The sequence below is a fragment of the Catenuloplanes niger genome, assembly GCF_031458255.1.
Lineage (GTDB): Bacteria > Actinomycetota > Actinomycetes > Mycobacteriales > Micromonosporaceae > Catenuloplanes > Catenuloplanes niger.
This window is the reverse complement of the sequence record NZ_JAVDYC010000001.1, coordinates 6,008,448-6,023,351: the sequence shown is the minus strand read 5'-3', so window position 1 is coordinate 6,023,351 and position 14,904 is coordinate 6,008,448. Positions and strand designations below refer to the sequence as shown.

The window sequence follows — 14,904 nt, the reverse complement described above, 5'->3', positions numbered from 1 at the left end:
TCATGACGCGGCGTCCGAGAACGACGTGATGCGGTAACCGGCCCCCACCACGGTCTCGATCATCGGCGGGTCGCCGAGCTTGCGGCGCAGCGTGTTCATGGTGACCCGCACGGTGGTGGTGAACGGGTCGGTGTTCTCGTCCCAGACGCGTTCCAGCAGCTCCTCGGTGGAGACCACGGCGCCGCGCGCCTTGAGCAGCTCCTCCAGCACGCCGAACTCCTTGTTGGTCAGCTGCAGCACCCCGCCGGCCCGGGTGACAACCCGGCGGGCCTGATCGAGCACCAGGTCGGCGGCGCTGAGCACGGGCGGCGCCGGCGGGGTGGCGCGGCGGCCGAGCGCCTGCACGCGCGCGACCAGCTCGTCGAACGCGAACGGCTTGGGCAGGTAGTCGTCCGCCCCGAGTTGCAGGCCCTCGACCCGGTCCGCGATCGTGACGCTGGCGGTGAGCATCAGCACCCGGGTCAGCGCGCCGGACGCGGCCAGGTCGGCGCAGATCTGGTCGCCGTGCACGCCGGGCAGGTCGCGGTCCAGCACGACCACGTCGTACCGGGTGACGAACGCCATCTCGTGCCCGGTGGTGCCGTCGTAGGCCACGTCCACCGCCATGCCCTTGCGGCGCAGGCCACGCGCGATCGCGTCGGCCAGGTTCCGCTCATCCTCGACGACCAGAACCCGCATCGTTCCCGCCAATCCCGTTCGAGACGCACACCCGCGTGAAGCCAATCAGGCCGGATGTTAAACCGCCGTGAGGAGCGGTCAGGAACCGACCGGCAGATCCCATATGCCGAGGGAGCCGTCCCGCCGCCGGCAGATCATCGCGTCTCCTTCGGCGAGGCAGTCCGGGTCGACCTGGTGGATGCGGCCGAGCACGCGCAGCGACATCGCGTCCAGGTCGACCTCGGCGACCAGCGCGGTGCCGGTGCTCGAGTCGAAGTACACGGCCACGGTGCGCCGCGCGGCCTCGGGCCTCCCGAAGCTGAGGCGCCGCCAGGGACCGAAATCCCGGATCTCCCGGCCGGTACGGCTGTCCAGCGCGACGAGCGGCCCGTTCCCGATGAACACGCCCCCGCCCTCACTCCGGACCTGTCCCTCGGCGAGCAGCATCGACCCGATCTCGGAGTACCAGCCGTACGCCGGGCTCTCCCAGAGCCGTTCCCCGGTCGCCGGGTCGATCCCCACCGTGCGGTCCTGCGCCTCGGTCGCGACGCAGAGCACCCGGCCGCCGCAGCCGGCCTGGCCGAAGCCGCCGGGGACCGTGCGCTGCCACAGCGGCCGCAGATCCGGCAGCGCGTAGGCGGTGACGTCGGCGCTGCCGTCCCGGGGGACGACGGCGAGCACCGACTCGGTGGTGACGGAGACCGCGGCGTCCGCCGGCACCCGCGTCGCGGCGAGTCGCCGGCCGGCGTCCAGGTCCCACAGTTCGACCCGGTCGCCGGGGAGCACCACCATCAACAACCGCGTGCCCCAGCCGTACGAGTAGAGCGTGTACGACTGCGGCGGGAACTCGCGCCGCCACAGCTCCTGGCCGGTGCCGGTGCGCACGGCCCGCCAGGTGAGCGGGTCGCCGGTGCCGTCCCCCTCCGCGCTGAACACCACGCGGTCCGCGGTCGTCGACACCGCCCAGCCGGCTTCGGCCCGCCACCGGGGCTCGGCCGTCTCCCGGTCCAGCGCGACCATCGCCTGGCCGGTCCCGCCGCCGCTCACGTGCAGCAGCAGCTTGTCGCCGACCGCGACCATCCCGTTGAGCGGCCCGTCGATCTCCAGCGGCCGCTGCCACAGCCGTTCGCCACCGGGCAGGGTGTACGCCGTGATCGTCCGCGGCACCCGGTCGTACCCCTGGCTGTCCGGCCCGACCACGTAGAGCCGGCCGCCGTCGACGAAGTACGCGTCGCTCGGGGAGAGCTCCACCCGCGCCTCCGGCAGGTCCGGACGCGCCGAACGCGCCGACGCGCCGAGCAGCGCGGCGGCCAGCAGCAGGCAGAGCCCGGCCCCGATCGCCCGGCGGGTCCGGGGCGGGCGCGGCCGGGACGGGACCGGCTCCGGCCGCGGATCGGAGATCACGCCGAGATCGATGGAGACCATCAGACAGTCTTAGACCGTCAGACCGGCGATATCCAGTGCATGAGTGCCCGCGCCGCCTCCAGCACCAGTTCCCGGTCGTGGGTCAGTGCGTACTCGAAACGGCGCTCCGCCTCGGTCATCCCGTTCAGGCCCAGGTCCCGGGCGGTCAGCGCGGCCGCGAAGTAGGGGCCGACCACTATCACGTTCCACTCGCCGCGCAGCGGGTCGTCCTCGCTGAGCCGGGCGCCGCGCACGCCGGCCGCGGGCCGCTCGTCCAGCCCGACGCCGAGCACCGCGACGAACGCGGCCGTGGTGGCCGTGTCCGCGAACCGCTGCGCCACCGACGGCGTGAAGAACCGGGCCTCCTGGAAGCAGGCGAGCAGCACCGGTGGTTCGCCGTCGTCGCGCGCCTTGGACTCCAGGAACCGGCTGATCGGCGCCAGCCGCTCCTTGGTCGTCCGCAGCACCGGCTTCGCGGCGGCGACGATCTCGAAGGGCGTCCTCGGCGGTACGGCCACCGGCGGCACCCCGTCCGCGGGCAGCAGCGGCACGCTGGTCCCGCAGGTCACGGCCGGCACCGGCAGCGGCGCCGGCGGACCGAAGAGCAGGCCCTGACCGAGCGTGGCCCCCATGGTCCGGGCCAGCTCCAGGTGTTCCTCGGTCTCGATGCCCTCGGCGAGGATCACCGCGCCGGTCCGTTCCGCGTACGCTATGGCCGCGTTGACCACGTGTGCGACCTCGACGCGGTGCGGGTCGTGCAGCAGCCCCATGTCCAGCTTGACCACGTCCGGCCGGACCAGCGGCATCAGCGCCAGCGACGCCGGGTCGCTGCCGACGTCGTCGAACGCGACGCCCCACCCGACGGCCCGGCAGGCCGCGGCCGTGCTGAGCAGCGCGGACGGGTCACCGGCGATGGCCCGCTCGGTGATCTCGGTGACCACCCGCAGTTTGCCCTGGGCCGCGAGCGTGGCCGGGAAGAGGTCGTCCGGGCAGGGTGTGCGCAGCGCCATCGGCTCGATGTTCACGAAGAGCGTCATCGAGTCGTCGAGCCCGGCCGCGAGCGCCGCCTCGTACGCCCGGACCCGGCAGATCCAGTCGAGTTCGGCGGCCCGGCCGATCTCGCGTGCGGCCTCGAAGAGCGCGATCGGCGCCTGCCATGGCGTGCCGGCCGGGCCGCGGCTGAGCGCCTCGTAGCCGACCGGTTCGCGGCGTTCCAGGTCGACCAGCGGCTGGAAGAGCGTGGTGACCGCGCGCGCGTCGATGATCTCGCCGACGGTCCGCGCGGCGCGCGGGGAGCCGGTGACGGTCACGGCCGCACCCCCCGCAGCTGCCAGGTCCTGATCTCCTGCAGTCCGGTGCGACAGGCGACCGTCATCGACGCGGACTGGCAGTCGAGTATCTCGGGTGCGAGACTGCCCAGCTCCTTCGGGGTGCCGGACCGGTCCAGCGCGGCCAGCCAGGCCCGCCCGTCGCCCTCCCGGGTGAGCAGCGCGGGCGCCGTGGACCGCCCGGCCGGGTCGAGGTTGGGCAGCAGCAGCTTCCACCCGGGCAGCGGCGTGGCCCTGCCGTCCGGGGCGGTGACGACGCTCAGGTCCAGGCCGGCGGCCTGCGGGCTGATCAGCGTGTGGCCGCCGAGGCGCAGCAGGGTGGCGGCGGGGATGCGGTACGCCACCGCGCCGGTCTCCGGGTCGAGCACGCCGACCGTGGACATGTCGGTCACGCAGGGCACGTCGTCGCAGCCGTAGCCGAGCGCCACGTTGCCGGGCAGCTGGATGCGCCAGGCCTGCTCCAGCGTGTCCGGCCGGAACGCGTACGTGTGCCCGCCCCCGCGCCGCCCCTGCTGCACGATGATCAGCTGCGGGGAGACGAGCAGCTCGTCGATGGCGAACCCGCCGTCGAGCGCCACCGACCGCCGGACCGCACCCGTCCGGGCGTCCAGCACCTTCACCCCGGCCGGCTCCGCGACCACCACCTCGGCGGTGCCGGGCAGCAGGGTGCGCCGCGCGCTGCCGCCGAACCGCTCGCTCCACAGGTCACGGCCGTCCGTCAGATCGACCGCACGCAGCGCGGTGGACGTCGGCGCGACGTTGATCAGGTTGCCGTCGGCGTCCTCCACGACGGTGGCGCCGGGCGGCACGTCGCCGTGGAAGAGCGGCGTGGTGACCAGCCCGGTGCGCCCGTCGGCCAGCGGCACGACCTGCTCCGGCCGGGTCCACCGCTGCGTGCCGGTGAGCGCGTCGACGCCGAGCGTCTCCGGCTGCCCGGAGCGGTTCACGCCGGTGACCAGCAGCATGTCGCCGGCCTCCTGGAACGACACGTCGCCGGTGAACCGGGACCGCGCCTGCCAGAGCCGCTGACCGGTCAGCGTGAACGCGGAGACGACCGGCTCCCGCCCGGCCTGCATCGTGTACAGCCGGCGGTCGGTGAGCGTGAAGTCGGTGCCGGCCGGCACCGTCACCGAGCCGGTGAGGCTCAGCGCGCGGTGCAGCGGCACGGACGCGGCCACCGTCGCCAGTAGACATAGCGTGATCACGACAGCGACCCAGCGTGATCCATGCATCCAGTCCCGCGGCGTCGGCGCCTCGCGCACCGGGTCGTCCCGCAGGTCCAGCTCGATCACGCCGGCGCACCCCCGCGCTCAGTCAAGCGCCCACACTCCCAAGATCCCGCCTCCCTGCCGGCAGGCGAGCACGCCGCCGCCGGCCCGGCAGCCGCCCGAGGCCGCGGGTATCGCGCCCAGGACCCGCACCGACCGCTGGTCGGAGGCCACCGTGGCGACGAGCGTAACGCCGCGAGCCGCGTCCGGGTGAGCCAACACGACGTCATCCGTCACACTAGTCACCTGCTGCCACGCGCTGAGGTCGAGCAGTGACCCACCGGTCATCGGCTCGACGAGCGCGAGCTCCGCGTCCACGCCGGTCGGCCGCCCGTACGCGATGGTCATGTCCCCCCAGCTGAGCGTGCGGCGCCAGGATTGGCTGACCCACGCGTTGGAGCCGTCCGACGGGTCGAGCGCGCGGACGCCGATCGTGGTGCCGAGGCAGAGCAGGTCACCGCACTGGTCCACGCTCTGCAGCCCGCCGACCGTGCGCGACCAGCGGCGGGCGAGCGTCCGCCGGTCGTACCCGCTGATCCGGCTGGTGTTGTCGCCCGGGTGCCGCAGCACGATCGCGTCGCCGACCAGCCGCGGGTTGTCCGGCGCGTACGCCGCGGGCGGCAGCTCACCGGCGGCGCGCGGCACCGCGTCGGACGCGCCCCGGATCTGGGTCGTGCCGTCGTCGTGGACCAGCAGGAACTCCCCGTCCGGCAGCGGTGCCGCGACCGCGCTGGACGGCAGCCGCAACGACCAGCGGCGCATGCCGAACGTGTCGATCCCCTCGATCGTGCCGGTCACCCGCCGGCCCGAGCCGGAGGAGCTGCGCACGTCGGAGACGGCCAGCAGCACGTCCGAGCCGGGCACCGGGACGAGCCGGCCGGTGTGCCGCCACCGCAGCCGGCCGGTCGCGGCGGTCACCACCAGGCTCTCCTGCTGGCGGCCGACCCCGTTGCGCGCGCCGATCACCAGCAGGTCACCGGTGCCGGTCAGCGAGTAGCCCTCCGCGGCCGGCACCGGCAGCGTCCAGATCACGGTCAGCAGCGGCACCCGGTACGCCGTGACCGTCGACCGCCCGGCCACCACCAGCAGATCCCCGGCCAGCGCGAAGTCGTCCCCGGCCGCGAGCGGCAGCTGCCCGGCCCGCCATCCGGAGTCGTGCACCGGCGCCGACCCGGCGACCGTGAACGCGAGCAGCAGCGCGAGCGCCACAGCCACGGCCGCGCGCGACCGTGGTCCCGGCTCGTCCGGCGCCCCGGGCCCGTCCGGCTCCCCATCGGCCGGAACACCCAGGTCAATGGTCACCTCAGCGGGCACGAGCCGAATGTACCGCCCCCGGATGACATCGCATCGAAAGCAGCGGATCCGCCGGTGCGAAGGAGAACTTAAGGGACAACTAATCGCGGGCCAATGGAGTCCGCCGCGCGCACGTGGTTTCTTGATCATGTCGCGAGCGCACGCCCACAGCCGCCCCTTCAGCGGCTGCCGCGCCCGCGCCCACGGATCGCAGGAGAGCAGGAGCAATGCCCACAGAACAACCCAAGAGACGGCGCATGTACGCCGGACTCGCCGCGGCCGGCGTCGCCGGGATCGCGGCCGCCGCGGTCGCGCTGACCGTTCCGTCCGCGAACGCGTCCACGCTGTTCAGCGAGAACTTCGAGGCCGGTGCGCCGAGCGGCTGGTCCAAGTCCGGCGGCGACTGGTCGGTCGTCGACGACGGCTCGAAGGCGTACCGGCAGTCGAAGGCCGGCAGCGAGGCGGCCCGCGTCTTCGCCGGTGACGCGTCCTGGACCGACTACGCGGTGCAGGCGAAGGTCAAGGCCGTCGAGGTCGGTGCCGGCGGCTTCGCCGGGGTGGCGGCCCGCGCGTCCGGGCCGACCACGCTCTACCGGCTGGTGCTGACCTCGGCCGGCACGGCCGAGCTGCAGACCGTCAAGGGCAGCGCGGTCACGGTGCTCGGCTCGGTGCCGGTCGCGTCGGCCACCGGCACGTTCCACACGCTGCAGATCCAGGCGAGCGGCACGACCGTGAAGGGCTGGGTGGACGGCACGCCGGTCGGCTCCGGCACCAGCGCGGTCGCGGCGAAGGGCCGGCTCGGCCTGGTCACCTCGCTGGCGTCCGCGTCCTTCGACGACGTGCTCGCCACCACGGCCGGCGCCGGCACCGAGCCCACGCCGGGCCGGACCACCGCGGCCCCGGCGCCGACCACGGCCGGCCCCGCGCCGACCAAGTCCGCGAGCGCGGCGCCGAGCCCCAGCAAGACCGCGAGCGCGGCACCCAGCCCCGGCAAGACCACGGCCCCGCCGGCCACCGGTGGCGGTGCGGTGAGCCCGAACGCGCCGTGGCCGACCGCGACCGGCACCAAGCCGGTCTCCGCCTCGGTCAAGGTCTCCGGCACGCTCGACGGCGGCATGGCCCGCTACTACGGCACCGGCGCGCTCGGCGGATCCGGGCAGGACGAGGGCCAGGACCCGATCTTCGACCTCGCCGACGGCGCCACGCTCAAGAACGTCATCCTCGGCTCCCCCGCCGCGGACGGCGTGCACTGCGCCGGCTCCTGCACCCTGATCAACGTCTGGTGGGAAGACGTCGGCGAGGATGCCGCCACCTTCCGCGGCGGCGCCAACGCCGTGTTCACCATCGACGGCGGCGGCGCCCGCAAGGCCGACGACAAGGTCTTCCAGCACAACGGCGGCGGCACCCTCACCATCAAGAACTTCCAGGTCTCCGACTTCGGCAAGCTCTACCGCTCCTGCGGCAACTGCTCCACCCAGTACAAACGCACCCTCATCGTCGACACCGTCACCGTCACCGCACCCGGCGACCTCCTCGCCGGCGTCAACACCAACTACGGCGACACCGCGACCTTCCGCAACATCACCGTCATCGGCGACAAGAGCATGGACATCTGCACCCGCTTCACCGGTAACTCCACCGGCAAGGAACCCACCAAGACCGGCTCCGGACCCGACGGCACCACCTGTAAATACAGCACTTCAGACGTGACCTTCAAGTAACGCGAAAGGGCCCCCGGTCAACCGGGGGCCCTTTTTCAGCTCGGATACCTCAGTGGGTGCGCGCCGGCACCACCCGGGACGCCCACGCCGCCACGTCCCGCGCGACGTCCTGCGCCGTGATGCCCAGGTCGGCCAGGATCTGCGCGCGCGTGCCGTGCGCGTGCCAGTCGTTCGGCACGCCGATGTCGCGCAGCGGCACGTCCACCTCGGCGTCGCGCAGCGCCTTGGCGACCGCGTCGCCGACGCCGCCGTTGCGCACGCCGTCCTCCAGCGTGACCACGAGACGGTGCTCGCGGGCCAGCGCCACCAGCTCGATCGGCACCGGCCGGACCCAGCGGGGGTCGACCACGGTCACGCTGTAGCCCTGCTCGGCCGCCACCCGCGCCGCCACGTCCACGCCCAGGTGCGCGAACGCCCCCACCGCGACGATCAACACGTCCCGCTCCGCGCCGGAGCCGTGCTCGGCCAGGATGTCCACGCCGCCGGAGACGCCGTCCGCACCGCCGACCCGGCGCAGTGCCGGCAGGTCGGCCGCGACCGAGCCGGTCGGGAAGCGCAGGATGGTCGGCCCGTCCTCGACCGCGACCGCCTCGCGCAGTTCCTCGCGCAGCGTCGCCGCGTCGCGCGGTGCCGCGATCCGCAGGCCCGGGACCACGCCGAAGACCGACATGTCCCAGACGCCGTAGTGGCTGGGCCCGTCCGGCCCGGTGATGCCCGCGCGGTCCAGCACGAACGTGACCGGCAGCCGGTGCATCGCCACGTCCAGCAGCACCTGGTCGAACGCCCGGTTCAGGAACGTGGCGTAGACCGCGACCACCGGGTGCAGCCCGGCCAGCGCGAGACCGGCCGCGGACGTCGCCGCGTGCTGCTCCGCGATGCCCACGTCGTACACCCGCTCGGGGTGCTTGCGGGCCAGCTTCGCGATGCCGGTCGGCTCCGCCATGGCCGCGGTGATGCCGACCACGTCCGGCCGCTCGTCCGCGATCGCGACCAGCTCGTCCGCGAAGACGCCGGTCCACTTCACGGACGGCGCCGCGAGCAGCTTGCCGGTCTCCGCGTCGAACGCGCCGGGACCGTGCAGGCAGTCCGCCTCGTCCTCCTCGGCCGGGCGGTAGCCGAAGCCCTTCTTGGTGACCGCGTGCACGATGACCGGGCCGTTGAAGCCCTTGGCACGGCGCAGCGCGGTCTCCACCGCGGCCTGGTCGTGGCCGTCGATCGGGCCGACGTACTTCAGGCCGAGGTCCTCGAACATCGACTGCGGCGCGACCGCGTCCTTGATGCCGCGCTTGACCGCGTGCAGCACCTCGTAGACCGGCTTGCCGACCACCGGCGTGGCGCCGAGCGAGTCCTTGACCAGGTCGAGCACCTTCTCGTAGCCCGGGTTGAGCCGCAGCGTGGCGAGGTGGTCGGAGAGGCCGCCGATCGTCGGCGCGTAGGAACGGCCGTTGTCGTTGACGATGATGACCAGCTTGTTCTCGGTGGCGGCGATGTTGTTCAGCGCCTCCCAGCACATGCCGCCGGTGAGCGCGCCGTCGCCGACCATCGCGACCACGTGCCGGTCCTCGCCCCGCAACGCGTACGCCTTCGCCATGCCGTCCGCGTAGGAGAGCGCGGTGGAGGCGTGCGAGTTCTCGATCAGGTCGTGGTCGCTCTCCTGCTGCGACGGGTAGCCGGAGAGGCCACCGCGCTGACGCAGCAGGTCGAAGCCGTCCTGACGGCCGGTCAGGATCTTGTGCACGTAGGCCTGGTGGCCGGTGTCGAAGAGGAACCGGTCACGCGGCGAGTCGAACACGCGGTGCATGCCCAGCGTGAGCTCCACGACGCCGAGGTTCGGGCCCAGGTGCCCGCCGGTGCGGGACACCTTGGCCACCAGGAAGTCACGGATCTCGGCCGCCAGCACCGACATCTCGTCGGTGGTCAGACGCTTGAGATCCTGCGGCCCGGTGACGGAGCTGAGCAAGCGGCCGTCGGTGACCTGATCCTCTTCAACGCTCATGAGGTGCCAGTCTAATGGGCAGGGGCACCCGTCCCGCGATCCGAGACCATGGCGTGATCAACAGGGGGCGCGACCCGCATCACCCGACCGGATGATCAAAAACCCGCAAAACACCCAAAGAGGTACGATGGGCCGGAGCTTTTATCCAGAAGGTCGGTTTCATGAACGCCCAGTCAACCTCGCAACCTTCACCGAACCTCCCCCTGCCCAGCCGTCGGCCGATCGCGCCGCGCACGTCGCGGGAGACGCGTTCCATGAGTGACCAGCAGCCCGGCTGGGACCCGCACCCGGTCCCGCGCGACCTGCGCGGCGCGCCCGGCGCCGCGCACGTGCTCGGCATGATCGCGATCGGGCTGCTGGCCGTGCTGCTCGCCCCGATCGCGGTCCCGGTCATCATCTGGATCCGCCTGCGCGACCGCCGCGGCTGACCCCACGACCCGCATGACTCCGCGCCGCCCGGCCGGCGAGCCGGTCGACGGCCGGTCAGGCGGTGGGCGGCCGGTCAGGCGGTGGGCGGCCGGTCAGGCGGTGGGCGGCAGCAGCAGGCCGACGCACTCCACGTGGTGCGTCATCGGGAACAGGTCGAACGCGCGCAACTCCGCCAGCCGCCACCCGGCCGCCCGGAACGTGGCCACGTCCCGGGCGAACGCGGCCGGGTCGCAGGCCACGTAGGCGACCGCCCGCGCGCCGGTCCGGGTGATCGCCTTGACCACCGCCGCGCCCGCGCCGGACCGCGGCGGGTCCAGCACGATCAGGTCCACCGGCTTCGGCAGCCGCCCCTGGCGCAGCGCGACCTCCACCTTCGCCTCGATCACGGCCACGCCCGGCAGGTCGGTCAGGTTGCGCCGGGCCGCGGCCACGCCCTGCGGCGCGGACTCCACCACGGTCACCGGCCCGGTCGGCCCGACCACGCCGGCCAGCGCGGCCGCGAACAGCCCGGCGCCGCCGTAGAGGTCCCAGGCCGCCTCGCCCGGCTGCGGCGCCAGCAGCTCCAGCACGGCCGCCGCGAGCGTGTCCGCGGCCGCCGGGTGCACCTGCCAGAACGCGTCACCGGGCAGCACCCACTCGCGCCCCACGGCCTTCTCCCGGATCTCCCCGGCGACCGACGCGCCGTCCAGGACGTCCGGCTCGTCCAGGCGCAACGGCGACCGGCGCGGCGTCACCAGCACGTCCCCGCCGCCGGACGCGACCACGTGCACCTCGTCCGCGTCCGGCCACGCCTCCGAGGTCACCGGCGCCGCCTGGATCGCCGGGTGCGCGATCAGGCACCGGTCCACCGGCACCACCTCGTGCGACCGGTGCTTGAGCAGCCCGGCCGCGTCCCGGCCGTCCACCGCGTACCGCACGCGCGTGCGCCAGCCGAGTCGGTCGCCGTCGAGCGGCGAGACCCGTACCCCCAGGGCCTGAATGTGATCCTGGGAGAGCTTCCCGAGCCGGGCCAACTGCTCGGTGACCACCGACGCCTTCCAGGCCAGCTGTGCTTCCGGCGCCACGTGCTGCAGGTCGCACCCGCCGCAGCCGTTCGGGTGCGCGTAGACGCAGGGCGCGGTCACCCGGTCCGCCGACGGGGTCAGGATCTCCACCGCGTCCGCCCGCGCGAACCCGCGGTGCACCTCGGTGACCAGCGCGACGACCCGCTCGCCGGGCAGCGCGTGCCGCACGAAGAGCACCGGCCCGCCGTCGCCGCCGACCCGGGCCACGCAGTGCCCGCCGTGCGCGACCGCACCGACCAGCACCTCGACCCGCTCGCCCTCACCGGGCATCTCCACCTGTGTCACTCGCTGTGCTCCGAATTAGAAGAGGACGCGCGGGGCCCGCGCGCCGGGCCGCGGACCAGCGCCTGGTCGAGCCGGGCGAGATCCCGGTCGGCGCTGGACCGCAGCTGCCACGGCACGCTGGTGACCATCACGCCCGGTTCGAACAGCAGCCGGGTCTTCAGCCGCAGCGCGCTCTGGTTGTGCAGCAGGTTCTCCCACCACTTGCCGACCACGTACTCCGGGATGAACACCGTCACCACGTCCCGCGGCGAGCTGCGGCGCACGCCCTTCACGTAGTCGATGATCGGCCGGGTGATCTCCCGGTACGGCGACTCCACCACGGTCAGCGGCACCGGGATCTCCCGCGCCTCCCACTCGTCCTGGATCCGCCGGGTGTCCGCCGGGTCCACGCCCACGGTCACCGCGGTCAGCGTGTCCGGCCGGGTGGCCTGCGCGTAGGCCAGCGCCCGCAGCGTCGGCATGTGCACGGTGCTGACCAGCACGATCGCGTGGTTGCGGGCGGGCAGCACGTACCGCTCCACGGTCGGCGCCAGCTCCGCCGCGACCCGGTCGTAGTGCTTCCGAATGCCCAGCATGAGCACGAAGATGAACGCCATCGCCGCGATCGCGATCCACGCGCCGAGCAGGAACTTCGTGATCAGCACGACGATCAGCACCGCGCCGGTGAGCAGCATGCCGACCGTGTTGATCGCCTTGGACCGGTGCATGCGCCGCCGTTCCACCGGGTCCCGCTCGGTGCGCAGGTGCCGCGTCCAGTGCCGGATCATGCCGGCCTGGGAGAGCGTGAACGACACGAACACGCCCACGATGTAGAGCTGGATCAGCCGGGTCACCTCGGCCTGGAACGCCACGATCAGCACCACGGCCGCGATCGCCAGGAACACGATGCCGTTGGAGAACGCCAGCCGGTCGCCGCGGGTGTGCAGCTGCCGGGGCAGGTACCGGTCCTGGGCCAGGATCGAGCCGAGCACCGGGAAGCCGTTGTACGCGGTGTTCGCGGCCAGGAACAGGATCAGCGCGGTCGCACCGGCCACCACGTACAGCATGATCGAGCCGGAGCCGAAGATCGCCTCGCCGAGCTGGGTGGTGACCGTCTTCTGCACGTAGTTCGGCGGGCCGCCGGCGATCTGCCGCAGCGGGTCCTCCACGTACTGCAGCTTCGTGGCCTGGGCCAGCCAGATGATCCCGACCAGCATCACGATCGCCATCGTCCCGAGCAGCAGCAGCGTGGTCGCCGCGTTCTTGCTCTTCGGCTCCTTGAACGCGGGCACGCCGTTGGAGATCGCCTCGACGCCGGTCAGCGCGGCGCAGCCGGACGAGAACGTGCGCAGCAGCAGGAACGCGAACGCCCACTGGCTGAGGTGGTCCTCCTCCGCGTGGATCTCCAGCGTCGCGGACGGCGCCAGCAGCGGCTCGCCGAGCACCACGATCCGGACCAGCCCGGTGAGGATCATGCCGACGATGATGATCATGAAGCCGTACGTCGGGATCGCGAACGCGGTGCCCGACTCCCGGATGCCACGCAGGTTCATCGCGGTCAGCAGCGCCACCGCGATCAACGCGATCAGGACCTTGTGGGTGTCCACGAACGGCACCACCGAGCCCAGGTTCGCCACGCCGGACGACACCGACACCGCGACCGTCAGCACGTAGTCGACCAGCAGCGCGCTCGCCACCGCCACGCCGTACCGCGGGCCGAGGTTGACGGTCGCCACCTCGTAGTCGCCGCCGCCGGACGGGTACGCGTGCACGTTCTGCCGGTAGCTGGCCACCACGGTCAGCATCACGACCACGACGGCCAGCGCCACCCACGGCGAGTACATGTACGCGGTCGCGCCCGCGATCGACAGCGTCAGCAGGATCTCGTCCGGCGCGTACGCCACGCTGGACAGCGCGTCGGACGCGAACACCGGGAGCGCGATCCGCTTCGGCAGCAGCGTGTGCTGCAACCGGTCGGAGCGGAACGGGCGCCCGAGCAGCAGGCGCTTGACGAGTGAGGTGGGACGGGCCACAACGGGTAAGAGTACGGCCAGCGCGGATCGGATGATCGGGCATGGCACGCTCTCACTGCACGCGTCTTTCGCGGACAGGGGGCCACGGGTGCACATCGTGATCATGGGTTGCGGGCGGGTCGGGTCGACCCTCGCCCACAGCCTCGAGGACCGCGGCCACTCGGTGGCCGTCATCGATCAGAACGCGGACGCGTTCCGCCGGCTCGGCCCCGAGTTCGGCGGCGCGATCATCACCGGCGCCGGGTTCGACCGCGAGGTGCTCACCGAGGCCGGCATCGAGCGCGCGGACGCGTTCGCGGCCGTCTCCAGCGGCGACAACTCGAACATCATCTCGGCCCGGCTGGCGCGCGAGACGTTCGGCGTGCCGCGCGTGGTCGCCCGGATCTACGACCAGCGGCGCGCCGAGGTCTACGAGCGGCTCGGCATCCCCACGGTCGCCACCGTCCGCTGGACCGCCGACCGGGTGCTCCGCCAGGTCCTCGCCACCGGCGACCTGGAAGTCTTCCGCGACCCGACCAGCACCGTCTCGATCGTCGAGGTGCCGGTGCACAAGGGCTGGATCGGCCGCAGGCTCTCGTCGCTGGAGACCGCGGCCGGCGCGCGCACCGCGTACCTGATGCGTTTCGGCCTCGGCCACCTTCCCACCGCGTCCACCATGATCCAGGATGGCGACCAGGTCTTCATGCTGGTCACCGACGAGATCGTCACCACCGTGCGGCAGCGCGCCGGTGCGGCACCGGAAGGAGCGCACTGACATGCGCGTCGCCATCGCCGGAGCCGGCAACGTCGGCCGGTCCATCGCCCAGGAGCTGGTCGGCAACGGTCACGAGGTCGTGCTGCTGGAACGCGAGCCGAAGATGCTCCGCCCGGAGCGCGTACCCCAGGCCGAGTGGATCCTCGCGGACGCCTGCGAGGTCGCCAGCCTGGAGGAGGCCGAGATCGCCCAGTGCGACGTGGTCGTGGCCGCCACCGGCGACGACAAGGTCAACCTGGTCGTCTCGCTGCTGGCCAAGACCGAGTTCGCGGTCGGCCGCGTGGTCGCGCGGATAAACCGCGCCGAGAACGAGTGGCTCTTCACCGACCAGTGGGGCGTCGACGTCGCGGTCAGCACGCCGCGCCTGATGGCCGCGCTGGTCGAGGAGGCCGTCACGGTCGGCGACCTGGTCCGCCTGATGACGTTCCGCCAGGGCGAGGCCAACCTCGTCGAGATCACGCTCCCGCCGGACGCGCCCTACGTCGGCCAGCCCGTCCGCGCGGTCCCGCTCCCCCGCGACGCCGCGCTCACCGCCATCCTCCGCGGCAAGCGCGTCCTCGTGCCCACGCCCGACGACCCGCTCGAGGCCGGCGACGAACTCATCTTCGTCTGCGTCGCCGAGGCCGAGGACTCGGTCCGCGCCGTCATCCTCGGCCCGTCGGCGGTGCACAACATCTAGAAGCCGGTCTTCCC

Annotated in this window: 12 protein-coding genes; 4 read left to right on the top strand and 8 right to left on the bottom strand. The window is 73.0% G+C overall.

The genetic code is table 11. The features are described from left to right. The 5 genes from J2S44_RS26820 to J2S44_RS26800 all read right to left on the bottom strand — a co-directional run bounded on the left by J2S44_RS26820 (nucleotide 1) and on the right by J2S44_RS26800 (nucleotide 5,872). Entirely contained in the window at nucleotides 1-678 is a 678-nt protein-coding gene (locus J2S44_RS26820; protein WP_310419545.1) for a response regulator transcription factor, read from the bottom strand. A 78-nt stretch (nucleotides 679-756) separates the two neighbouring features. Further along, nucleotides 757-2,082 carry an outer membrane protein assembly factor BamB family protein gene (locus J2S44_RS26815; RefSeq protein WP_310419542.1) on the bottom strand — a complete coding sequence of 442 codons (1,326 nt, stop codon included), beginning with the start codon at nucleotides 2,080-2,082 and terminating at the stop codon, nucleotides 757-759. A 17-nt stretch (nucleotides 2,083-2,099) separates the two neighbouring features. Next, nucleotides 2,100-3,371: a sensor domain-containing phosphodiesterase gene (locus J2S44_RS26810; RefSeq protein WP_310419538.1), complete on the bottom strand. Its 1,272-nt coding sequence runs from the start codon at nucleotides 3,369-3,371 to the stop codon at nucleotides 2,100-2,102. Continuing rightward, nucleotides 3,368-4,681, bottom strand: coding sequence for an outer membrane protein assembly factor BamB family protein (locus tag J2S44_RS26805; protein WP_310419535.1), 1,314 nt, complete (start codon nucleotides 4,679-4,681; stop codon nucleotides 3,368-3,370). Before J2S44_RS26805 ends, J2S44_RS26810 begins: the two co-directional genes overlap by 4 nt. An 18-nt stretch (nucleotides 4,682-4,699) precedes the next feature. After that, the gene (locus tag J2S44_RS26800; RefSeq protein ID WP_310419532.1) at nucleotides 4,700-5,872 is read right to left on the bottom strand and encodes a PQQ-binding-like beta-propeller repeat protein; all 1,173 of its coding nucleotides are present in this window, start codon (nucleotides 5,870-5,872) and stop codon (nucleotides 4,700-4,702) included. 335 nt (nucleotides 5,873-6,207) lie between these two features. On the opposite strand from J2S44_RS26800, the gene J2S44_RS26795 reads away from it, so the two are divergent. After that, nucleotides 6,208-7,671 (top strand): pectate lyase, encoded by a 1,464-nt coding sequence (locus J2S44_RS26795; RefSeq protein WP_310419529.1) that lies wholly within the window; start codon nucleotides 6,208-6,210, stop codon nucleotides 7,669-7,671. A 49-nt stretch (nucleotides 7,672-7,720) separates the two neighbouring features. Here J2S44_RS26795 and dxs read toward each other — a convergent pair whose 3' ends face one another. Further along, a complete protein-coding gene (dxs, locus tag J2S44_RS26790; protein WP_310419526.1) occupies nucleotides 7,721-9,667 on the bottom strand; it encodes a 1-deoxy-D-xylulose-5-phosphate synthase in 1,947 nt (648 codons plus the stop codon). A 254-nt stretch (nucleotides 9,668-9,921) separates the two neighbouring features. Here dxs and J2S44_RS26785 point away from each other — a divergent pair, with 254 nt between their 5' ends. Beyond that, nucleotides 9,922-10,095 carry a hypothetical protein gene (locus J2S44_RS26785; RefSeq protein ID WP_310419524.1) on the top strand — a complete coding sequence of 58 codons (174 nt, stop codon included), beginning with the start codon at nucleotides 9,922-9,924 and terminating at the stop codon, nucleotides 10,093-10,095. A gap of 93 nt (nucleotides 10,096-10,188) precedes the next feature. Here the strand turns inward: J2S44_RS26785 and J2S44_RS26780 are convergent, their stop codons facing one another. Next, on the bottom strand, nucleotides 10,189-11,445 hold the full coding sequence (locus J2S44_RS26780) for a class I SAM-dependent RNA methyltransferase (protein ID WP_310419521.1): 1,257 nt from the start codon (nucleotides 11,443-11,445) through the stop codon (nucleotides 10,189-10,191). Continuing rightward, nucleotides 11,442-13,457 (bottom strand): APC family permease, encoded by a 2,016-nt coding sequence (locus J2S44_RS26775; RefSeq protein WP_310419518.1) that lies wholly within the window; start codon nucleotides 13,455-13,457, stop codon nucleotides 11,442-11,444. The genes J2S44_RS26780 and J2S44_RS26775 overlap by 4 nt, the downstream gene beginning before the upstream one ends. 88 nt (nucleotides 13,458-13,545) lie before the next feature. On the opposite strand from J2S44_RS26775, the gene J2S44_RS26770 reads away from it, so the two are divergent. Then, nucleotides 13,546-14,211, top strand: coding sequence for a potassium channel family protein (locus tag J2S44_RS26770; protein WP_310419515.1), 666 nt, complete (start codon nucleotides 13,546-13,548; stop codon nucleotides 14,209-14,211). A gap of 1 nt (nucleotide 14,212) precedes the next feature. Continuing rightward, nucleotides 14,213-14,890, top strand: a complete 678-nt coding sequence (locus J2S44_RS26765) for a potassium channel family protein (RefSeq protein WP_310419512.1) — start codon at nucleotides 14,213-14,215, stop codon at nucleotides 14,888-14,890. Nucleotides 14,891-14,904: the final 14 nt, after the last annotated feature.

Bases quoted from the DNA above. Each gene is read 5' to 3' on its own strand.
- J2S44_RS26820 (WP_310419545.1), bottom strand. From the start codon at position 678: ATGCGGGTTCTGGTCGTCGAGGATGAGCGGAACCTGGCCGACGCGATC.
- J2S44_RS26815 (WP_310419542.1), bottom strand. From the start codon at position 2,082: ATGGTCTCCATCGATCTCGGCGTGATCTCCGATCCGCGGCCGGAGCCG.
- J2S44_RS26795 (WP_310419529.1), top strand. From the start codon at position 6,208: ATGTACGCCGGACTCGCCGCGGCCGGCGTCGCCGGGATCGCGGCCGCC.
- dxs (WP_310419526.1), bottom strand. From the start codon at position 9,667: ATGAGCGTTGAAGAGGATCAGGTCACCGACGGCCGCTTGCTCAGCTCC.
- J2S44_RS26785 (WP_310419524.1), top strand. From the start codon at position 9,922: ATGAGTGACCAGCAGCCCGGCTGGGACCCGCACCCGGTCCCGCGCGAC.
- J2S44_RS26765 (WP_310419512.1), top strand. From the start codon at position 14,213: ATGCGCGTCGCCATCGCCGGAGCCGGCAACGTCGGCCGGTCCATCGCC.